Source organism: Streptomyces nymphaeiformis, from assembly GCF_014203895.1.
GTDB lineage: Bacteria > Actinomycetota > Actinomycetes > Streptomycetales > Streptomycetaceae > Streptomyces > Streptomyces nymphaeiformis.
The window spans coordinates 412,915-434,270 of the sequence record NZ_JACHJY010000010.1 but is presented as its reverse complement, the minus strand read 5'-3'; the positions used below and the strand labels follow the sequence as shown (position 1 = coordinate 434,270).

The window sequence follows — 21,356 nt, the reverse complement described above, 5'->3', positions numbered from 1 at the left end:
GTCCGGTCGGACGTCCTGTGGTGGACGCGGTGAACCTACCCGTCCCTGGCGGGCGACTGTCAACACCCGCTTGACCTGCGGAGACTCCCTGAAAGGCCAGGCCGGAGGGGAAGATCCGCAGGTCGGGGACAAGCGTGCGGGGCGGTGATGCGGGGGCGAAATGTCCCGATATCACTCGTTCGGTCGTACGAACACCGTCTGGCCGTACACCACCGTCCGCAGACAGACGGGGAGCTCCACGCCGGGCGACAGATCGGGCAGACCGGGCGTTCCGGAGCGGGGGTCGGTCGACCAGCGGGCGACCCGGTCGTCGGGCGCCTGGACGACGAGCTCCTCGGTGCGCCAGACCGCGTAGTCGGCGGGGGCACCCGGGACCAGCGTCCCCGCGTCGTCCCGGCCGACGGCCCGCCAGCCGCCCCGGGTGTGGGCGGTGAAGGCGGCCCGGGCGGAGATCCGGTGCTCGGGGGTCCGGTGGAAGGCGGCGGCCCGGACGGTGCCCCAGGGGTCGAGCGGGGTGACCGGGCTGTCCGAGCCGAAGGCCAGCGGGACGCCGGCGCGGAGCAGGGCGGCGTACGGGTTGAGGGTGCGGGCCCGCTCGGCGCCGAGCCGGTCGGCGTACATCCCCTCCTCGCCGCCCCAGAGCGCGTCGAAGGCGGGCTGGACGGAGGCGGTGAGCCCCAGTTCGGCGAAGGCGGCGATCGTCTCGGGGGTGAGCATCTCGACGTGCTCGACGCGGTGCCGGGCGGCCCTGATCCGGGCCAGGCCGAGCTTCTCGGCGGCGGCCCTGACGCCCTCGACGACGGCGGTCACGGCGGCGTCCCCGATGGCGTGGAAGCCGGCCTGGAGGCCCGCCTCGGTGCAGGCGACGACGTGCAGGGCGATGGTGGCCGCGTCCAGGTGGGCCGAGCCGCTGTGCCCGGCGTGGTCGGCGTACGGCTCGTGGAGGCAGGCCGTGTGGGAGCCGAGGGAGCCGTCGGCGAACAGGTCGCCGGCCGCGCCGAGGGCACCCAGGGCCCGCGCCCGCTCGACGTCGAGGTCGGCCCAGTAGCCGACGACCCGGGGCCCGGCCTCCTCGCGCGCGAGGTCCAGGAGGCCCGTGAAGTCGTCCTCGGAGGAGATCTGCGGCCCGCCGCACTCGTGCAGGGTTCCGATGCCGAGGGAGGCGGCCCGGATCCGGGCGGCGCGCTGCGCCTCGGTGCGCTGGAGCGGGGACACGGCGGCGAAGGCGGCCGCGCGCACGGCGTGGTGGGCGTCGCCGGTCAGCGGCCGCTGCCCGTCGTGGAAGCCGTCCAGGTCGCGGATGCCGGGCACGAGGTCGAGCAGGGCGGTCGTGACGACGGCCGAGTGGACGTCGATCCGGGTCAGGTAGAGCGGGCGGCCGCCGGTGAGTTCGTCGAGCTCGTCGCGGGTGAGCGGGCGGCGCTCGGGCCAGCGGGAGGCGTCCCAGCCGTGGCCGATGAGGATGCGGTCCTCGGGGCGGGCGGCGGCGTGCGCGCGGATCAGCTCCGCGGCCTCGGCGAGCGAGGCGGCGGAGGACAGGTCGAGGCCGGTGAGGGCGAACCCGGTGGCCGTGGTGTGCACGTGCGCGTCGACGAACGCCGGGGTGACGAGCGCGCCCTCCAGGTCGACGACCTCGTCCACGCCGGACGCGAAGGCGTCGGCGGCACCCTCCGAACCCACCCAGGCGACGTGACCGCGCTCCACCACCATGGCGGTGGCGAAGGGGTCGGCGGGGCTGTGGACTTCTCCACCGCGCAGCAGCACGGTGCGGTGGTCGCCGGAAGACGCAGGAGGCATGGACTCACTCATGGCACCAGGCTAGGACCTGCCGGGACACGGTTTGTCCGGCAGGTCCCCCTTGGCGACCCCGGCGCGTCGGACACGGGACGGGCCACCTCGCCGGATGCGGGACGGCCCGCCTCACCAGATGCGGGACGACCCGCCTCGTCAGATGCGGGGCGGCCTGGCCTCGTACGGCGTGGAGAGGACGACGGTCGTGCGGCTGGAGACCCCGGCCTGGGTGCGGATGCGGGTGAGCAGGTGCTCCAGCTCCAGCGGGGTGGCGACGCGGACCTTGAGGATGTAGTTCTCGTCACCCGCGACGCTGTGGCAGGCCTCGATCTCCGGGATGTCGGCGAGCCGGTCCGGGGTGTCGTCGGGGGCGCTGGGGTCGAAGGGTTTGACCGAGATGAACGCGGTGAGCGGCAGGCCCACGGCCTCCGGGTCGACGACGGCGGCATAGCCGCGGATGACACCGCGCTGCTCCAGGCGGCGGACGCGCTGATGCACCGCCGACGTGGACAGGCCCGTGGCCTTGCCCAGGTCGGTGTAGCTCATGCGCCCGTCCTTGACGAGCAACTCAACGATCTGACGATCCAGCTCCTCCATGCGGTGACCCTAGTGCTCCGCGCGGGCGGGGGCACAGTCGGGGGCGGCGCTTATAGGGCGCTATGGGCGGTCACGGGGCACCTGCGACGGGCATGTGACGAACGCCACAGGTTTGCGCCGGGCCCGGGGTGCCGCCTCACGGTTATGCGGAGTTCCGCATGGGAAGTGCTTGCTGTGGTCGAGGCCGCACAGATCCGGCCGACCCAGCCGAGGGGGAGAATCCCAATGCAGGAGCCTGTTGAATCGGTCGACACGTCCGACGAGCTCGACGCGTACGACACCTTTGAGATGTTCCGGGTGGTCTGCCCGGAGTGCGAGCAGCCCATCGCGCTGCTCGCGGACGAGGACGCGCTGCCGGAGCACGCGCTCTGCCCGACGCCGTGGAACCCCTTCGTCCTGACGGTCTGCCAGGGCACGGGCCTCTCGGCCTCCGAGGCCCGCCCCGCCGACGACGTCCTGGGCGTCCAGGAGCAGGACACCGCACTGCTCCTGACGCTCCCCCAGGGGCTCGACTGGCGCACGCAGCCCTTCTCGCACGTCGGCGGTCCGGGCTCGCGTCCGATCCGGGTGCCGCAGATGCGGCGCGCGGCCTGAGTCCCTCGGCTACCAGTAGGTTCCCCGCACCATCGCCGCGAGCGTGGCGTGGTGCAGGATCAGGGCGTCCGGGTCGCCGGGCACCTCGACCTCTCCGAAGTGGGCCTGGCGGTACGCGATCCTGAGCATCACGATCGCGTGCCGCAGCGCCGCGTAGAGCGTGTGGAACTCCATGTCGCGCGGGGTGTGCCCGGTCAGTTCCGCGTACCGCCGCTCGACCGCGTCGCGCCGCAGGAAGCCGGGGAGCCCGGGCTGGCCGAAGCCGACGGTCAGGTCCTGGAAGAAGCGGTGCAGATAGACCGTCCAGCCGAGGTCGACCTCGCGGGGGACGTACGAGGCCATCTCCCAGTCGAGGACGGCGGCGGGCGTGAATCCGTCGTAGACGATGTTCCCGATGCGCGCGTCGCCCCAGCCGAGGACGGCCGGGCCCTCGTCGGCCGGCCAGTGCTCCTCCAGCCAGGCGAAGGCCGACTCGATGAGCGGCGAGGGCGCGATCCCCTCCACCACCCAGGCGTAATAGGCGCGTTGGGCGTCGACGTGCCGCCGCAGCGGGCTCCCGGTGCCCTCGGGCAGCAGGAACTCGGCCTCCTTCGCGGGGAACTGGTCGTGCAGCCTGGCCAGTACGGAGACGGACTCGGCCTCCAGGAGGTCGCGTTCGGCGTCGGTGGCGGCGTGCAGCCAGTTCCCCTCGTACGTGTAGGGCATGACGTCCGGCGGTACGCGGCCCTCGGCGCGGGCCATCACGAAGAAGGGGGCGCCGAGCGGTTCGGGGTCCTCCTCCAGCCAGAGCACGCGCGGCACCGGGACGTCGGTGTGCTCGCCGACGAGCCGCATGACCCGGTGCTGGCGCGCCATGTCGTAGACGGGGAAGACGGTGTACGCGGCGGGGTCGGCGGCCAGCCGCAGGGCGCAGCCCCGTACGGGTGCGTCCGGATGGTCGACGTCGAAGAGCAGGGTCTCGCTGGACATGCCGTTCGAGCCGGGCGCGGCGAGGCCGGTGACCCGGGCTCCGGGCAGGTGCCGGTCCAGCCAGGCGGCGAGCCGCCGGCCGAGCTCCTCGGGGTCGCGGGTGGTGGTGCGGGGGCGGGGCGCGGTGGCCACATCGGCCTCCTCAGTTGGCTGTCGAGGTGTGGTCGGCGAAGCCGCTGGGGTCGTGGCGGCCGAAGGAGCCGTGCTCGAAGATGCCGTAGCCGGTACGGCCGTCGAGGGTGAAGCGGGCGGCGTGGTCGGTGACGCCGTAGGCGGCCATGGGGTGGGCTGCGGGGTCGGAGAGGTCGTAGACGCGGCGGTCGGTCCAGTCGCGGCCCTGCCAGGTCCCGTGCTGCCAGTCGGTGGCGGGCGGGTAGCCGGCGCCGACGGCGAGCGGTGAGGAGGCGAGGATCTCGACGCCTATCTCCAGGGGTTTTCCGGCCGGGTCCGTCAGGTGGACCGTGGCCCGCTCGGGGTGGCGGGTGCCGGGGCGGTACGCGATCTCGGTGCGGGGCCAGCCGAGTTGGGTGTCGCGGTGGCCGTTCCGCACGAGGAGGGCCTCGTTGAGGGTGCGGTAGCCGTCGGCGTCCTCCTGGGCGATGACCATGAGGAAGCGGTCCTCGAAGCGCATCGGGATCCAGAGCCAGTGGAAGCCCTCGGGGCGGAACTCGGCGGCACGGCCGGGCTCCTCGCCGGGCAGGGGGCGGACTCCCCAGCTGCGGTCGCGGGTGCCGGTCCACTCCCCCGCGGTGACGGTGAACTCCTCGCCGCCGGCCCTGATGGTGCCCGCGCAGTGCCCGGCCTGGACGAAGCGGCGGCCTTCGAGGGTGAGCCTGCCTCCGTGCCGCTGGGTGTGGTGGGGCTCCCAGACGGCGGGGAAGTCGCCGGTCCAGGCGAGGTCGAAGGAGAGCCCGTCGGGGTCGTCGGGGTCGGCCTCGCAGTGCAGGCCGAGGCGCTTGAGGGGTTCGTCGACGGTGATGGTCAGCGGCCCGACGGAGAGGTGCATCCGGTCGTCGCCGAGGGCGTCGGAGGCGCGGACGGCGTGCAGCCGGTCGCCGGTGCGCAGGGTGGCGTAGGCGTCGACGACCCCGGTGTTGGGGTAGACGCCGAGGCCGGCGATGAGCAGGGCGCGGCCGCTGTGGTCGAAGACGTGGAAGATGCACCGGTCGTAGGCGTTCCGATCGCCGCTGACGTGGTGCTTCATCGAGAGCGGTGCCTGGTGCACGGGGTATTCGTCGAGCGAGACGGGCCGGTCGTCGTCCACGGCTGTCCTCCTGAGCGGCGAGTGGGATCTGACGGTACGTCAGATATAGCCCGGGGGGCCAGAGCCGCGCACCGGGTACCGGGCGAACTGCCGCTCGAATCCGCTCGGCGGTGACCCCGGCCGCCGGGGCGCGTTGGTCCCGGTATGACCACGCTGTACACCACTCCCAGCGGTTACGGTCGGCACCGGCAGGCCGAACCGCGCGGTGAAGAATCGGTTCCGCAGTCGCAGGCGCTCCCGGCGGCGACGCCTGCACCGGCCGCCGTGCCGACCCCGGCTCCCGCACCGGTCCCGGCCCCCGCACCGGTCTCGACCCCGGTCCCGGTCCCCGTACCGGCGCAGGGACAGGCACAGGCGCATGGGCAGGTTCAGGCACAGACACAGACACAGACACAGACACGGGCGTACGGACAGGCTCAGCTGCACGGGCCGGCTCAGGCTCAGGCGCAGGTGAAGCCCCCCGCCCCCGCCGACCCGCCCATCTACCGGGACGTGCTCTCCCTCTGGGCCAGCCAGGGCCGCACGCTGCCCGGCCACCGGGACCAGGAGTGGACCCGGCTGGCCGCCGGACCGGTGTGGGCGGACCGCACGGTGCGCGTCAGCGGGACTCTGGTCCGACCAGGTGACGGGCGATGACCACGCGCTGGATCTGATTGGTCCCCTCGACGATCTGGAGCATCTTCGCCTCGCGCAGATACCGCTCCACGGGGAAGTCCGCCGTGTAGCCGTAGCCGCCGAGCACCTGCACCGCGTCCGTCGTGACCTGCATGGCGGCGTCCGTGCAGAAGAGCTTCGCCATGGCCGCGGACCGGCCGAAGGCCCGCCCCTCGTCCCGGAGCCGCGCCGCCTCCAGGTAGAGCGCCCGGCCCGCCTCGATCCGGGTCGCCATGTCGGCGAGCAGGAAGCGGAGCCCCTGGAAGTCGGCGATCGGCCGGCCGAACTGGCGGCGCTCCCTCGCGTACGCCACGGCCTCGTCCAGGGCCGCCTGGGCAAGGCCCACGGCACAGGCGGCGATGCCGAGCCGCCCCGAGTCCAGGGCGTCGAGCGCGATCGCGAAGCCCTGCCCCTCACGACCGAGGCGACGGTCGTCGCCGACGCGCACCCCGTCGAAGTGGAGCTGCGCGGTCGGGGAGCCCTTCATGCCCATCTTCCGCTCGGGAGGGGCGGCGCTCAGTCCGGGCGCGTCCCCCGGCACCAGGAAGGCGGTGACGCCGCGCGCGCCGGGTCCGCCGGTACGGGCCATGACCGTGCAGAAGTCCGCGATCCCACCGTGCGTGATCCAGGCTTTGGTGCCCTCGACCACCCACTCGTCACCCTCCCGGACGGCGCGGGTCCGCAGGGCCGCCGCGTCCGATCCGGCGGAGGGTTCGGAGAGGCAGTACGCGCCGAGGAGCCCGCCGCCCAGCATGGCGGGCAGGTGCGCGGCACGCTGCTCCTCGGTGCCGTAGCCCGCGAGCGCGTGGCAGGAAAGGCTGTGGACGCTCACCCCGAGCCCGACGGTGAGCCGGGCGGCGGCGAGCTCCTCCAGGACCTGGAGGTAGACCTCGTACGGCTGACCGCCGCCGCCGTACTCGGGGTCGTACGGCAGTCCGAGCAGCCCGGAGCGGGAGAGCAGCGCGAACAGCTCGCGGGGGAAGTGGCCGGCGGCCTCCTCCTCGGCGGCGTGCGGGGCGATCTCCCGCCGGGCGATGTCCCGCACCAGGGAGATCAGTTCCCGGGCCTCGTCGGTGGGCAGTCGGCGTTCCACGCCGTCCGCGGTGCTGTCGGCCATGGCCGGACGCTCCTCCCTGCCGGGCGCGGGGCGCGGCGATCGGGGGGAGTATGCCCGTTCCGTACCGGAGGATCACCCGGCCGGGGCGGATCCACACGGTTGCCGGTTCATCGGCGCCACGTCACATGAGGCCGGCCCGGGTGACGAGGACGGCGAGCAGGACGACCAGGGTCCAGCCGAGGACGTGCTCCAGGACCTTGGGACCGTCGTCACGGGGGCCGCCCGTCCGTACGCGGGTGAGGAGGCGGGAATGGGTGGTGGAGGTCATGGCGACCACCTTGCGCCACGGGGGCGGCCCGGGGGTAGAGACGTGGGTCACGTCCGACGGGCCGCGGCGCCGCCCCGGCCGATCCCGGGGACGTCCGGGGCCTTGCGCCAGGCGGGCAACGGGCGGTCGGGAACAGGGGCGGCGGCCCCGGGGTGTGCCGGAGACCACGTCGGCGCCGGATCGGTACCGACCCCCTCCCCGACCGTCAGGACCGACGGTCACGGCCGGGGGGCAGAGGCGGCGTTCGGCCTACAGGGATTCCTCATCGACGGACGACGACCTGGCCGCGGCATCGAGACGGGCCAGTACGCGGTCACGGCCGAGCAGCTCCATGGACTCGAACAGCGGGAGCCCGATCGTCCGGCCGGTCACCGCGACGCGGATCGGCGCCTGGGCCTTGCCGAGCTTGAGGCCGTGCTTCTCGCCGACGGCGAGCAGGACGGCCTTCAGGTCGTCCGCCTTCCAGTCCGCTACGGCGGCCAGCTCGGCACGGGCGTCGGACAGGACATCGCCGGCGCCGGCCTTCATCGCCTTGCTCCACGACGCCTCGTCCCGTACCGGCTCGTCGAGGAACAGGAAGTCCACGTAGCCGGTGATCTCCGACAGCAGGGCCAGCCGGGTCTGGGCCAGCGGCGCCACCGCCTCGAAGACGTCCTTGTCGAACGCCTCCGGGCCCCACGGCGCGTACGGGGCGACGAGCCACGGCGCGCAGGCGTTGGCGAACTGCTCCGGCGAGAGCGCACGGATGTAGTCGCCGTTGAACGCCGTCAGCTTCTTCACGTCGAAGAAGGCGGGCGCGGTGTTGACGTCCTCGATCCGGAAGAGCTGCTCCAGCTCGTCGTGCGGCATGATCTCCCGGTCGTCGCCGGGACCCCACCCGAGGAGCATGAGGTAGTTCACCATCGCCTCGGGCAGGAAGCCCTCGGCGAGATAGTCCTCAAGCGCGACCTTGTCGCGGCGCTTGGACAGCTTCTGCCGCTTCTCGTTCACGATCACCGGCAGGTGCGCCCACACGGGCGGCTCGGCGCCGAGCGCCTCCCACAGCAGCTGCTGCTTGGGCGTGTTCGACAGGTGCTCCTCGCCACGGATGACCTGCGTGATGCCCTCGTCCAGGTCGTCGACGACGTTGGCGATCAGAAAGACCGGTGACCCGTCACCACGGGCGATCACGAAATCCTCGATCGCACCGTTCGGAAACGCCGGCTCCCCGCGGATGAGGTCGACCACCACGGTCTCGCCCTCGTCCGGCGTCCGGAACCGCAGTGCCCGGCCCTCCTCGAAGGTGAGCCCCCGCTCCCGGCAGAACCCGTCGTACCCGAGGTGCTCCGACCCGGTGCGCTCCCTCAGCTGCTCCCGGGTGCAGTCGCAGTAGTACGCACGCCCGGCCGCGAAGAGCTCCAGAGCCGCCTCGCGGTGCCGATCGGCGTTGTGCGACTGGAAATACGGCCCCTCGAAAGCCGGGTCCTCGTCATGAATGCCGATCGCGGAAAGCGCGTTGACGATCCCGTCGATCCACTCCGGCTTGTTCCGCGCCGCGTCGGTGTCCTCGATCCGCAGCACGAAGGTGCCGCCGGACTGTCGGGCCACGGCCCAGTTGTAGAGAGCGGACCGTGCACCACCGACATGGAACATGCCGGTCGGGGACGGGGCGAAACGAACACGAACCGGAGCAGTGGACATACACCCCACGGTACCGACGCCGGACGCCCCTCCGGATCACCCCGCCCCCCGGCGGCATCGTCAATCCAGGCCGAGCGCCTGCAGTGCGTGCCGCTGGTCCGGTGTGGGCCTGGCCGGCCAGTAGACGTAGCAGACGCCGCCCGTACCGCTCCTGACCTTGCCGTTGGCGTCGTAGCGCTTCGTCCGGAGCCAGATGTTCTCCAAATGGGAGGGCGCCACGTACCATACAGCGCCATCCCGCACAAACATGCAGGTCACAGGCTCGGACCGCGTGAGACAAATCGAGCGGGGACGCGCTGGTGCTGACCTGGTGCTGACTTCCGCTGGCGTCCGTTCCGGCCCGTTCGGGTGCGTCGTGCTGGATCGGTGCTGACCTCCGGGTCCCTCTCGGGATCCTGGCCCCGTCGAGCGAGGACGACGAAGAAACCCCGTCTGGTCGCCTGACGGGGTTTCCGCTGCGTCGGGCCCTCGTTCCCGACGCGCACCTTCGGCACGCCCCGCGGCCTTGCGGTCGCACTCGACGGTGCAGGCCAGTGACGCCGCGGTCTTCGCGGCCGCCGCCGCGGCGTCGGTTGTGTAACCGAGGGCCTCCTTGGAGTAGCCGTGGGCGGTGACCGCGTGTCCAGCGGCGTTGGCCGCGTACTGGTAGACGAGCTTCGCGTCGCCGGACGCCTGATCGGCGATGCTCGGGGCGGTCGTGGCCTCTGCCTGCGCGTTCTGGGCGTGGACGTCGGCAACGGCCCTCTGCTGGTCGGCGATCGTCTTGGACGCCTGCCCGGTCAGCGCGACGAGGCTGGCGGCCGAATCGGTGGTGACGTACGGCGAGCCGAGCTGGATCGCGTCGTCGGCGGGCTTGGCGACCTGTACGGCGGCGTTGCCCGCGTCCACGGCGGCCTGGGCGGTGACGTGGGCGAAGCCGACCGCCTTCGCGGCGGCGGCGAGGGCCTTCACGGCCTCCTTGTCGGCCTCGTCCGCCTGGGTCTTGGCGGTCTTGGCCAGCTTCTCCGCCTCATCCGCCAGCCTGACGGCGGTCCGAGCCTCCTCGGCGACGGACTGGGAATCCTTGATGGCATCGGCGGCGGCGCTGGTCGCGGTCTTCAGGGCCGTCGCAGCGCGCCGGTGACGCTGCTGTGGAGCGACAAGGCGTTCAACACCTCGACGGCGGCCCGGGTGGGCAAGACCTTGAGCTGCACGTGGTCGAACACGAACGCCCGCACCGACACCGGGCTGTGCGTCCGCTTCGAGGTCAGGACCGTCTCCTCAGGCGTCGCCTGCCAGTACACCCGCTCGTCGACGGCCGCGTACACGCATAGGCCCCGCCGGGTTCGGCGAGGTGACGGCCGTCGCTGGGGACGGGGCTGCCTGCGGCAGGCGCAGTCGTCGTGCCGGGCATGGCGACTACTCACCTGCGGGCCTGTGACGTCCCCGAAGTCCGTCAGGACCTGCGCCTGTGGGCCGAGGAGAGCGTCGCGGGCGGACGAAGTCCCCCCTGCTGGCCGTCCCAGAGGCCTTCCGCAGCCACACGGGCCCGGCGGCCCACCCCTCGGCCTGCCACTTCGCGGCTGAGAAGCAGGTGGTGCCGCCCGCGCCGGAGGACACCCCGCCGCCGCTCGACATGGCTGAAAGGCCGCCAACTGGTGAGTGGTGAGCGGTGATCCGCATCACATCCCAGGGGCCCACGAGTAATGATTCGCCAAGTTAGTAGCCCTATTTCCGGAATGGCCAGTCCAGTTGCTCGGGATCCGACCTGTCGGATTCTGGGCAATATTTGTGAGCTGCCTGTGAGTCCGGATAGGACTGCCCCGACTGATCAATCCTGTGGGGGCAATAGCGGTGCGTATCACCCGTCCACTCGTCATATCCATGGCGATCACCATGACCGTGCTCGCGGGCACGGAGCAGGCAGCCGCGGCCGTCGGCCGCTGGTCTGCAGCGAGATCCGGCCCAGGCGCCGGCGCAATACCCGAACAGGGCTGGGGGTCAGCCCGCGGGCGCGGGCACAGCGCCTCCGGCGACGCCACGGATGCAGCCGCGTCCGGAGGCCACGGCGGCGCGTTGAAGGCGCCCGGCGAACTCGCGCCCGACTCGGGCACCACGCGGCTGAAGTTGGGCAAGGCGCCCAAGACGCCACTGCCCTCCTACGTCAAGGTCCCGTCGCCTCGCCGGGCCGCTCCCAAGGGCTTCGACCCCAAGGCCAGTACGGAAGTGCCCGGCAAGCGGGCCGCTGATGCGCGTACGTTCGCCAATCCCGACGGCACTTTCACGACCCGCCACTACAACGAGCCGGTCAACTTCCTCGGCTACGACGGCAAGTGGAAGGCGATCGACACCCGGCTGACGCCGTCGTCCCCGCTGGCGCTCACCGAGGAGACCCCGGGATCCGGCTGGCAGCCCCGGTCGACCGAGGGCAAGCTCTACTTCTCCGAGTTCGCGGATGCAGAAACGTTCGTGCGCCTGAGTGCGGGCGTCAGCGGCACCGCCGGGATCGGCTACTCGATCGAGGGCGCGGCCCGCTCGCGGGGCCGGGTGGCCGGCAGTGTGATCACGTATCCGGACGTGCGCCCCTCGACGGACGTGGAACTGATCGCCGGCAGCAACTCCGTCAAGGAGACGCTGATCCTCAAGGACAAGGGCGCGCCGACCGAGTGGCGGTTCCCGCTGGCCCTCAAGGGCCTCACAGCGAAGCTCGACGGCCACGGCGGCGTCGTCTTCAACGACACGGCGGGCCGCCAGCAGGGCTGGATGCCCGCCGGGTGGATGGAGGACTCGAAGAAGGCGCCCAACTCCAACGAGGGCGTCATCTCGTCCGGCGTCACCTACGACCTCGTCCGCGAGGGCTCCCGCCAGGTCCTGGTCGTCAAGCTCGACCAGAAGTGGCTGTCGGCCCCCGAGCGGGTCTTCCCCGTCAAGGTCGACCCGTCCGTGGACGGCATGCAGGCGGCTTCCGGCACCTACGTCGAGTCGCCGTACAGCACGAACTTCTCCAGCGCCCCCGAACTCAAGGTCGGCACGTACGACGGGGGCGGCCACAAGGCGGCCTCGTTCCTGAAGTTCAACGGTCTGGACACCACCCTCAAGAACGCATTCGTCATCAATGCGAACCTGAGCCTCTACAACAGCTGGTCGTACTCGTGCACCGCGCGTCCGGTGACGGTCCACGAGATCACGTCGAACTGGTCCGAGGGCAGTACCAACAGCTACCCCGGTCCCGCCACCGGCGGCGCCCTGGGCTCCAAGTCCTTCGCACATGCGTGGCGCCCGTCGGGCACGAACACCTGGTCCTGCGGGCCCGCGTGGGAGTCGATTCCGCTCGGCGAGTCGGGCCGCAAGCTGGTCGACGACTGGACGCACGGGCGCAAGGCCAACTACGGCCTGGCGGTGAAGGCGGCCACGGACGACTCCAGGACCTGGAAGCAGTTCGGCTCCGACAACTACCCCGACGGCAAGCCCAGCCTCGACGTCACCTGGTCGAAGTACGGGGCTACATACGGCCTGGGCGGCTTCGTCCAGCCCCCGACGGCCACCGCTGACGGCATCTTCAAGGTCACCGTCACCAACCAGGGTCGCGAGACCTGGGGGAAGACCAGCAACTACAAGCTGCGCTACGACCTGTTCGACGCCAACGGCAACAAGGTGGGTGGTGACTACTGGAGCAAGATCCGGTGGACGCCGATGCCCTACGACGTGGGCCCGGGCGGCTCGGCCACCGTCGACGCGCACATCGCCCCGCTGGCGCCCGGCACGTACACGATCCAGTGGACCATGGACGAGTACGGCGTACGGAGCTTCGTCGACGACGGGGTCCCGGGCCCTGCGGTCCGCTTCGACGCGGTCAACGCGCCGCCGTACCTCACCGGCGCGGCCCCGCCCAGCGGCACCGTGGTCGACACCCTCAACCCGACCCTGTGGGCCACGGCCACCGACCGGGACAAGTCCCCGAGCTCGCTGACCTACCAGTTCGAGGTCTGTGAGGTCGAGGGCAAGGACACCAGGAAGAACTGCCGCGGCAACACCCACGCTCCCTCCGAGAGCTGGACGGTGCCCAGCGGCTGGCTCAACTGGGCCAAGACCTACGCCTGGTACGCCTACGCGAACGACGGCAAGGACCAGTCGGCGCGCACCGCGCCATCGATCCTGACCACGCAGGTCCCTCAGCCCGTCATCACCTCCCACCTGGGCGGTGCGGACAGCGGGCGGACGTTCGGCGAGCGGGCCGGCAACTACGCCACCGCCGCCACCGACGCCGCCGTACCGACCGTGGGCCCCGAGCTCGCGGTCACGCGTACGTACAACTCTCAGGATCCGCGCCAGGCGAACGCCTTCGGCGCCGGCTGGGCCACCCGCTGGGACATGCGGGCGGTCGCCGAGCCCGACGGCAGTGTCGTCATCACCCTCGACAGCGGCAGCCAGGTCCGCTTCGGCAAGAACAGCGACGGCACGTACAGCGCCCCGTCCGGCTCGCTCGGCGTGCTGACCGCCGTCACCGGTGGGGGCTGGACCCTGCGCGACGCGAGCGCGGCCCTGTTCACCTTCGACGCGACGGGCCGCCTGACCAAGGTCATGGACGGCCACGGCCGTGAGCAGCTCCTCACGTACACGTCCGGCAAGCTGACCAAGGCCACCGACGCGCTGTCGAAGCGCGCGCTGACGTTCACCTGGAGCGGCGCGCACGTCTCCTCGGTGTCCACCGACGCCGTCGGCCCGTTCGCTCCGGCGCTCAAGTGGTTGTACACGTACACCGGAGACCAGCTGACCAAGGTCTGCCCGCCCGATTCGACCACCGCGTGCTCGACGTACGAGTACACGGCCGGCTCGCAGTACCGGGGCATGGTGCAGGACGCCGACCCGGTCGGCTACTGGCGGCTGAACGAGGCCGAGGGCGAGGCCGCGGTCAGTGAGGCGGTCTCCCGCACCGGCATGAACGCCGGCCATTACCGCGACGTGGCCCTCGGGTCCGCGGGCGTGCTGGGCGCGACCGGCAACAAGGCCGTCTCCTTCAACGGCACCACCTCCTACGTGGAGCTGCCGGAATCCGCGCTGGCCCCCTCGACCGTGCTGTCGGTGGAGCTGTGGTTCAAGACGGACACGCCGAACGGGGTCCTCGTCGGCTTCCAGGACGACCCGCTGGGTCCGACGCACCCCAACGTCTACAACCCCGTGCTCGCCGTCGACTCGGCGGGCAAGCTGCGCGGAGCCTTCGAGAAGGCCAACGGGGGTCTCGTCCCGATCACCTCCACGGCCTCCGTCACCGACAACACCTGGCACCATGCCGCGCTGACCAGCTCCGGCACCGGCCAGACCCTCTACCTCGACGGTCAGGCCATCGGTACCCTCGCGGGTCCCGTCAGCCACTCCACCAAGACGTACACCTACCTCGGCGGCGGCTTCACCGACCAGTCGTGGGACGGCGCCGGCACGTACGGCACGCGCTACTACAAGGGCCTCATGGACGAGGTCGCGGTCTACCACCGGGCCCTCGATGCCGGAGCGATCAAGGCCCGCTTCGACGCCCGTACGGGCGGGTCGAAGCTGACCAGGTCCACCTTGCCGTCCGGCCGGGTGAGCGCGACGGTCGAGTACGACGGTGACACCGGCCGTGCGACGAAGGTGACGGACGAGAACGGCGGCGTCTGGCAGATCTCCGAGCCGCGGTACTCCGCGGGCTCGCAGGCGTACAGCGACGCGGTGCTGGCCTCCTCGCCCGTCAACTACTGGCGCTTCGGCGACAGCAGCGGCGCCGCCGCGGCCGACGAGATATCCGCCGGAGGCAACGGCTCCTACCGTGACGGTGTGGCACTCGGCGGCGTCGGCGCGTTCCTCGACGGCGACGACGGCGCGATCACCCTCGACGGAAGCAAGGGCGCCGTATCGGTTCCCAGCGAATCGATCGCCGGTGCCACCTCCCTGTCCGTGGAGATGTGGTTCCGCACGGACAAGCCGAGCGGGGTCCTGCTCGCGCTGCAGAACACCGAGCTGGGCACCACTCCGCAGATGTGGAACCCGAGTCTGGTCATCGACGCAGAGGGCAAGCTGCGCGGCCACTTCTGGACCGGTCCCTCCGCGGGCTGGCCGGTCATGGGCGGCGTGAAGGTCACCGACAACAAGTGGCACCACACGGTGCTCACCGGCGGCCCCACCGGCCAGTCGCTGTACCTCGACGGCGTGCAGCTGGGCTCGCAGTCCGGCACGGTCAAGCCGGAGACCCTCGGCTACGCCTACCTCGGCGGCGGCTACTCCAGCGAGGCCTGGGACTCGCAGTCTGCGGCGACCCGCTACTTCAGCGGACAGCTCGACGAGACCGCGTTCTATTCCAAGGAGCTGGACGCCCAGACCGTCGCGGACCACTTCAAGGCCCGCACCCGCCTGGTCTCCGGCAACGGCGACCAGTACGAGGGCGTCGTGATGGCGGACGCCCCGGCCGGCTACTGGCAGCTGGACGAGTCGGGTGGCACGACCGTCGTGAACAAGGTCGCCGCGGTCGGCTCCAACGGCACCTACACCAAGGCGACGCCGGGCAAGCCCGGCGCGTTCGGGTCCGGCGACCGCACCTCGGCGGAGTTCACCGGCGCGGGGTGGGCCGAACTTCCGGGCGGACACCTGCCGAACACCGACCTGTCGGTCGAGCTGTGGTTCAAGACCGCCAAGCCCGGCGTGCTCTTCAGTGACCAGGAGAAGCCGCTCCCGGACGCCGTCGGCTACGCGCCCGTCCTGTACGTCGGCTCGGACAACAAGCTGCACGGCCAGTACTTCACCCGCGGCGTCTCCGCGACCAACACCTCACCGAACACGGTCACGGACAACGAGTGGCACCACGCGGTGGTGACGGCGCTGGGCTCCACCCACACGCTGTACCTCGACGGCGCCCAGGTCGCCCAGACCACCACCGTGCCGGTCACGCACGAGACCAATCAGCGCGCGTACATCGGCGCCGGCTACACCGCGTGGTGGCCCGCGTCACCCGGCGACGGCGTGCAGTACTTCACCGGCCAGATCGACGAGGTCGCGGTCTACCCGCGGACCCTCACCGGTGACCAGGTCGCCCGCCACTACGGCGCACGCGCCTACGCCTCGGGTTCCTCACTGTCCTCGACGGTGACGGTGACCGACCCGACGGGCGCGAAGACGTCCAGCACGTTCGACGCGGTCCGCGGCCAGCGCCGTACGGCCTCGACGGACGCGGACGGCGGTGTCACCACGTACGCGTACGACACCGGCGGCTTCCTGCACACGGTCACGGACCCCAATGGTCACGCGACGATCACCGGTCACGACGAGCGCGGCAACACCGTCTCCACGACGACCTGCCGGGACGCCAACTCCTGTTGGACCTCCTTCGCGGAGTACTACGACAACCCCGCGGACAAGCTGGACCCGCGCAACGGCAAGCAGATCGCGGTCCGCGACGGCCGTTCCTCCGGCGCGGCGGACAACCGCTACCGGACGACGACCTCGTACACCGCGCTCGGCCTGACCGACACGGTCACGCTGGCCGACGGCCGTACCGCGACCACCACCTACACCACGGGCACCGAGCCCGCGGTCGGCGGCGGGACCACCCCGGCCGGCCTGGTGGCCACGAAGAAGAGCGCCGGCGGTGCCACGGTCTCGTACGCGTACTTCGCGTCCGGTGACCTGGCGAAGTCGACGGCGCCCTCCGGCCTGGTGACGACGTACACCTACGACGGCATCGGCCGGAAGCTGACCGAGACCCAGGTCTCGGACGGCACCCCGGCGGGTGTCACAACCACCTACGCCTACAACGCCATATCCCGCGTCACCGCGGAGACCGGCCCGGGTGTCAAGAACGAGATCACCGGCGTCACCCACACCGCCCGCATCAGCCGTACCTACGACGCGGACGGGCACCTGCTCACCGAATCCACGGAGGACACCACTGGCGGCGACGCCACCCGCACCACCACCCACCGCTACAACACGCGGGGCCTCAACGACAGCGTGACGGACGCGGCCGGCAACGAGTCGACGTTCTCGCACGATGCCCTGGGCCGCGTGATCAGTGCGACGGACCCCGCGGGCAACGTCGTGACGACCACGTACACCAAGCGCGGTCAGGTCGCCGAGTCGGTGCTGAAGAACTGGACCGGCGACCCGTCCGGCCAGACCCGCGACCTGGTCCTGGAATCGAAGGCCTACGACCCGGCGGGCCGGCTGGCTTCGTCGACGGACGCGATGGGCGCCACGACCACCTTCACCTACTACGACGACGGTCTCCAGGCCACGACGACGGCGAAGCAGATCACCCAGTCCAACGGCTCCAAGAAGGACGTCCTCCTCGGGGCGACGGTCTACGACGGCGCCGGCAACGTGGTCTCGCAGACCGCCGGCGGCAATCGCACGACCGTCAACACGATCGACGCCCTGGGGCGCACCACCCGCTCGGTGTTCGACCCGAACGGACTGAACCGGGTCTCCACCTTCGCCTACGACACCGAGGGCCGGCTCACCGAGCAGACCCAGTCCGTCGACGGCACCGGCAAGACGGTGACCTCGGCCACCGAGTACGACGCGGTGGGCAACCCGAAGAAGCAGACCCTCACCGACGGCACCACGACCCGGGTCTCCTCAGCCACGTTCGACCAGCGCGGTCTCCAGCTCAGCCAGACCAGCCCGCGCGGCATCACCAGCACGGGCCGGTTCGACGAGCTGGGCCGTCTGGTCGAGGCGACCGCGCCGCAGGTGCAGGCCGAGGAGAACGGCGGTGCGGCCGCGGCCGTCACCCCCAAGTCCCTCGTCGGCTACAACACCTTCGGCGAAGCCACCGAGTCGCGTGACACGCGTGGCCTGGTAACCAAGACGGAGACCGACAAGCTGGGCCGCCCCGTCGCGGTCACCCTGCCCGACTACACGCCGCCGGGCGCAACCACGGCCATCACGGCCGTTTCCCGCACGACGTACGACGCCCTGGGCAACACAGCCTCCACCACCGACCCGCTGGGCCGCGCGACGTACTACGTGTACGACCAGATGGGCCGGCTGGTCAGCAAGACCGACCCTGCGGTCGCCGGCGCGCAGGGCCTGACGGCCCCGGGCACGGCCTCCCTCGACGGCACCTCCACCGCCCTGTCCGGCGGCGGCGTCTCCACCTACACCTGGACCCCGACCGGTCTGCCGCTCTCCGCGACCGATCCGACAGGAGCACGCACCGAGTCCACCTACGACGAGCTGGGCCGCAAGCTCACCGCCACCACGGTCGAGCGCAAGCCGACCCTGCAGAACCTCGTCTCCCGCTTCACCTGGGACGACGCGGGCAACCAGGTCTCCTCGACCACACCCGACGGGCGGGTCACCAGCGCCACCTATGACAAGGCCGGCCAGGCCCTGACGGTCACCGACCCGGCCGGCGGCGTCAGCAGCGCCGTCTACGACGGCCTCGGCCGCCAGACCGAGAGCAAGGACGCGACCGGCCGCAAGACCGTCACCGCGTACGACCTCGCGGGCAAGCCGCTCTCCGTGTCCGACTACGGGACCGGCACGACAGCCCTGCGCACGACCACCACCGAGTACGACGCCGACGGCAACGTCACCGCGTCCGTATCGGCCGGCGGCGCACGCCGCACGTACACCTACGACGCGCTCGGGCAGCTCACCAAGCAGGTCGAGCCCGTCAACGCCACGGCCACCGACTCGATCACGACGACCTTCGGCTACGACGCGGCGGGCCACCGCACGCGCCTGACCGACGGCCGCGGCAAGGCCACGTACTACACGTTCAACACGTGGGGCCTGCCCGAGTCCACGATCGAACCGAGCACGACCCTCCACCCGGGTCTGAGCAACCGCACGTGGACAAACGTCTACGACGCGGCAGCCCGGGTCGTCACCGAGCTGCTCCCCGGCAACGTCAAGCGTCAGAAGACGTACGACGACCTGGACCGGCTCACCGCCGAGACCGGCTCCGGCACCGCCGTGGCCACCCGTCCCCGCTCGCTCTCCTACGACCTCGCCGGGCGCCTGACCGGCGTCGGCGGTGACGGAGTCCTCGCGGGCAACACGTACACCTACAACGACCGCGGCCAGCTCCTGGCCACGGACGGTCCGGGCGGCACCTCGTCCTACGCGTACGACGCGGACGGCAGGATGACCTCCCGCACGGACGCGGCGGGCACGACGGCCTTCACCTACGACCTGGCCGGCCGTCTCGACACGACGACCGACCCGCTCACCGGCACCCAGGTGCGCAGCGACTACGACGCGGCCGGGCGACCGACTGCAGACGAGTACGCACGCCCCGCCGCCGGCGGCGGCTGGACGGTCGGATCGAAGCGCTCGTACACCTACGACGCGCTGGGCCGCCTCGCGGACGACAGCGTCAAGAAGACCGGCACGGGCACCGCGGTCCAGGGCACGGCCTACGAGTACGACCTCGACGACCGCCTGGTCAAAAAGACCGCATCGGGCACGGCCGGAGCGGGCGCGGAAACGTACGCCTACGACCTCGCGGGCCGAATGACCTCGGAGACCAGCGGGGGCACCACCACCGCCTTCGAGTGGGACAAGGCAGGCAACCTCACCAAGAAGGGAGACATCACCGGGACGTACGACTCCCGCAACCGGCTCCAGACCTGGGGCACCCAGACCTTCGACTACTCCGCACGCGGCACGGTCAAGGGCATCACGGATACCGCGGGCCCCGCTCGCACGATCAACTCGGACGCATTCGAGCGGACGGTCAACAACGGCACGAGCACCTTCACGTACGACTCGCTCGACCGGGTCATGACCCACAACGGCACCGCCTTCAGCTACGACGGCGGCTCCAACAACCTCGTCAAGGACGGCTCTTCCACCTACAGCCGTACCCCCGGCGGAACGCTGCTCGCCAGCGCGGTGACGGGGACGGCGGGCTCCGCCCGTCTCGCGGTCACGGACCAGCACACGGACGTGGTTGCCAACCTCACCGCGGATGGCACCACGGTCTCCTCGTCCCGCGCGTACGACGCCTTCGGGAACGTGACCGCGTCGGCAGGCGCCAACCCGTCCCTCGGCTACCAGTCGGGCTGGACGGACAGCTCCACCGGCGAGGTCAACATGGCCGCCCGCTGGTACCAGCCCGGCACCGGCGGCTTCACCGGCCGCGACACCTGGCAGCTCGACGCGAGCCAGTCGGGACAGCACGCGAACCGCTACTCCTACGGTTTCGGCGGCCCGCTCAACAGCACGGACCCGAGTGGTCACTGCATCTGGGACGTGTGCGCCGGAGAAGCTCTTCTGGTGGCCGCCGCGATCGGCGCCATCGCCAGCTGGGCCACCTACCAGCAGGTCTCGTCGCACTCGTACAGCTGGGACCTGGATCTGCACTGGGAGCTGCCCTGGTCGTTCAGTACGGCGGCCACCAGCACCACCACGTACAACCCTTCGATCAACTACCCGTACTCGCCGTACCGCACGACCGACTCCAGCCGCGGCAACGGCAATGGCAACGGCAACGTCCGGACCGGTGACGGCCGGGGCCCGTGCATCAACTGCGGCCCGAGGGGCCCACAGGGACCGCGGGGACCGCAGGGACCGAGGGGCAATCCCCGGGTGGACCGCCCGGTCAAGCCGCCGAAGCCGCCCATCCCGCAGAACCCCAACCGGGGCCCGCACCCGATCCCCGCGCCGCGCCACATCCCCAAGATCGACTGGGATCCGGGCAACGACGGCGGCGGCTGGGACCCGAAGAAGGGCTGGGACCTGATCGTCGGCGGGCTGAGCCTGCTGGACATGCTCACGGGCCAGGACAACGGATTCACCCCGGACCAGAGCCCGGACACCCACGGCGCCCCGGGCGCCAACCCGGGCGGCGGCACCGATCAGGACGACCCGCGCGACTGCGTCAGCAGGGGCCAGCAAAGGATTGACTACGGGACGCTGGACAACCTGAACGGTGACCGGCCCTCCGGCATCACGGCCTGCCTTAACGCGGAAAGGCTGAAGGTCAAGGGATACGGCGCCGATAAGGAGATAACGAAGGGGTATTACTGGGCGCGGGATTTCGTCAAGGCCTACGGTTTCAATCCGACGAATGACATCAATTCATGTCATCTCTTCGCCGGCTCTCTGGGTGGGGACGGGCGGAAGCCGGAGAACGTGTCTGCCTGCGCTCGGCCGGCGAACGCCTGGTACTCGAAGGGCAGTGTTCACCGGAACGAAGAGCCCATGTACTACTACGAGCGGATGGTGAAGGAGGAGGCCTCGCAAACCGGGGTGGTCATCGAGTACAAGGTGACCCCCAAGTACGACGGGCCGCGCACCGTCCCTTACGAATACCGGATCAACATCACCAAATGGCACAATGGGGTTCGATCCACGCTGGCCGACAATGCCGTCGTGGAGAACGAGTTCAAGCCCGGAGCTCTCTACAATCTGGGCCGCCAGAGCGTCAACGGCACTCCGGTTCCCACCGGAAACATGAAATAGAG

The 21,356-nt window shown here is 71.1% G+C and carries 11 protein-coding genes and 1 pseudogene; 3 read left to right on the top strand and 9 right to left on the bottom strand.

What is annotated here, in order from left to right:
* Positions 1-171 precede the first annotated feature (171 nt).
* Positions 172-1,809 (bottom strand): amidohydrolase, encoded by a 1,638-nt coding sequence (locus GGE06_RS33030; RefSeq protein ID WP_184932512.1) that lies wholly within the window; start codon positions 1,807-1,809, stop codon positions 172-174.
* A 138-nt stretch (positions 1,810-1,947) separates the two neighbouring features.
* Positions 1,948-2,388, bottom strand: a complete 441-nt coding sequence (locus GGE06_RS33025; protein WP_116162068.1) for an Lrp/AsnC family transcriptional regulator — start codon at positions 2,386-2,388, stop codon at positions 1,948-1,950.
* A gap of 225 nt (positions 2,389-2,613) precedes the next feature.
* Here GGE06_RS33025 and GGE06_RS33020 point away from each other — a divergent pair, with 225 nt between their 5' ends.
* Positions 2,614-2,982 (top strand): hypothetical protein, encoded by a 369-nt coding sequence (locus tag GGE06_RS33020; protein ID WP_116162067.1) that lies wholly within the window; start codon positions 2,614-2,616, stop codon positions 2,980-2,982.
* A 9-nt stretch (positions 2,983-2,991) separates the two neighbouring features.
* On the opposite strand, the gene GGE06_RS33015 is transcribed toward GGE06_RS33020, so the two are convergent.
* Together GGE06_RS33015 and GGE06_RS33010 are read right to left on the bottom strand one after the other, a co-directional pair.
* Positions 2,992-4,083: a phosphotransferase family protein gene (locus GGE06_RS33015; RefSeq protein WP_184932511.1), complete on the bottom strand. Its 1,092-nt coding sequence runs from the start codon at positions 4,081-4,083 to the stop codon at positions 2,992-2,994.
* Positions 4,084-4,093: 10 nt separating this feature from the next.
* Positions 4,094-5,155 carry an Rv3169 family protein gene (locus tag GGE06_RS33010; RefSeq protein ID WP_221518819.1) on the bottom strand — a complete coding sequence of 354 codons (1,062 nt, stop codon included), beginning with the start codon at positions 5,153-5,155 and terminating at the stop codon, positions 4,094-4,096.
* A 510-nt stretch (positions 5,156-5,665) separates the two neighbouring features.
* Between GGE06_RS33010 and GGE06_RS42115 the strand changes: the two genes are divergently transcribed.
* A complete protein-coding gene (locus tag GGE06_RS42115) occupies positions 5,666-5,851 on the top strand; it encodes a hypothetical protein (RefSeq protein WP_181924686.1) in 186 nt (61 codons plus the stop codon).
* On the opposite strand, the gene GGE06_RS33005 is transcribed toward GGE06_RS42115, so the two are convergent.
* The 5 genes and pseudogenes from GGE06_RS33005 to GGE06_RS32985 form a co-directional block, all read right to left on the bottom strand.
* Positions 5,814-6,986: an acyl-CoA dehydrogenase family protein gene (locus GGE06_RS33005; RefSeq protein ID WP_116162064.1), complete on the bottom strand. Its 1,173-nt coding sequence runs from the start codon at positions 6,984-6,986 to the stop codon at positions 5,814-5,816. The genes GGE06_RS42115 and GGE06_RS33005 overlap by 38 nt on opposite strands.
* Positions 6,987-7,107: 121 nt before the next feature.
* On the bottom strand, positions 7,108-7,254 hold the full coding sequence (locus tag GGE06_RS33000) for an SCO1431 family membrane protein (RefSeq protein WP_116162063.1): 147 nt from the start codon (positions 7,252-7,254) through the stop codon (positions 7,108-7,110).
* Positions 7,255-7,503: 249 nt separating this feature from the next.
* Entirely contained in the window at positions 7,504-8,886 is a 1,383-nt protein-coding gene (gene gltX, locus GGE06_RS32995; protein WP_246532901.1) for a glutamate--tRNA ligase, read from the bottom strand.
* Between the two features lie 108 nt (positions 8,887-8,994).
* Positions 8,995-9,135 (bottom strand): annotated as a pseudogene (locus GGE06_RS32990) (peptidase C39 family protein); the annotation flags it as partial.
* Between the two features lie 896 nt (positions 9,136-10,031).
* Positions 10,032-10,241, bottom strand: coding sequence for a hypothetical protein (locus GGE06_RS32985; protein WP_184932509.1), 210 nt, complete (start codon positions 10,239-10,241; stop codon positions 10,032-10,034).
* A gap of 556 nt (positions 10,242-10,797) precedes the next feature.
* Between GGE06_RS32985 and GGE06_RS43540 the strand changes: the two genes are divergently transcribed.
* On the top strand, positions 10,798-21,354 hold the full coding sequence (locus GGE06_RS43540) for a LamG-like jellyroll fold domain-containing protein (protein ID WP_181924685.1): 10,557 nt from the start codon (positions 10,798-10,800) through the stop codon (positions 21,352-21,354).
* Positions 21,355-21,356: the final 2 nt, after the last annotated feature.

What these genes read in the sequence shown, in the direction of transcription:
- GGE06_RS33030 (WP_184932512.1), bottom strand. Translation starts at nt 1,809, where the DNA reads ATGAGTGAGTCCATGCCTCCTGCGTCTTCCGGCGACCACCGCACCGTG.
- GGE06_RS33005 (WP_116162064.1), bottom strand. Translation starts at nt 6,986, where the DNA reads ATGGCCGACAGCACCGCGGACGGCGTGGAACGCCGACTGCCCACCGAC.
- GGE06_RS33000 (WP_116162063.1), bottom strand. Translation starts at nt 7,254, where the DNA reads ATGACCTCCACCACCCATTCCCGCCTCCTCACCCGCGTACGGACGGGC.
- GGE06_RS33025 (WP_116162068.1), bottom strand. Translation starts at nt 2,388, where the DNA reads ATGGAGGAGCTGGATCGTCAGATCGTTGAGTTGCTCGTCAAGGACGGG.
- gltX (WP_246532901.1), bottom strand. Translation starts at nt 8,886, where the DNA reads ATGTTCCATGTCGGTGGTGCACGGTCCGCTCTCTACAACTGGGCCGTG.
- GGE06_RS33010 (WP_221518819.1), bottom strand. Translation starts at nt 5,155, where the DNA reads ATGAAGCACCACGTCAGCGGCGATCGGAACGCCTACGACCGGTGCATC.
- GGE06_RS33020 (WP_116162067.1), top strand. Translation starts at nt 2,614, where the DNA reads ATGCAGGAGCCTGTTGAATCGGTCGACACGTCCGACGAGCTCGACGCG.
- GGE06_RS43540 (WP_181924685.1), top strand. Translation starts at nt 10,798, where the DNA reads ATGGCGATCACCATGACCGTGCTCGCGGGCACGGAGCAGGCAGCCGCG.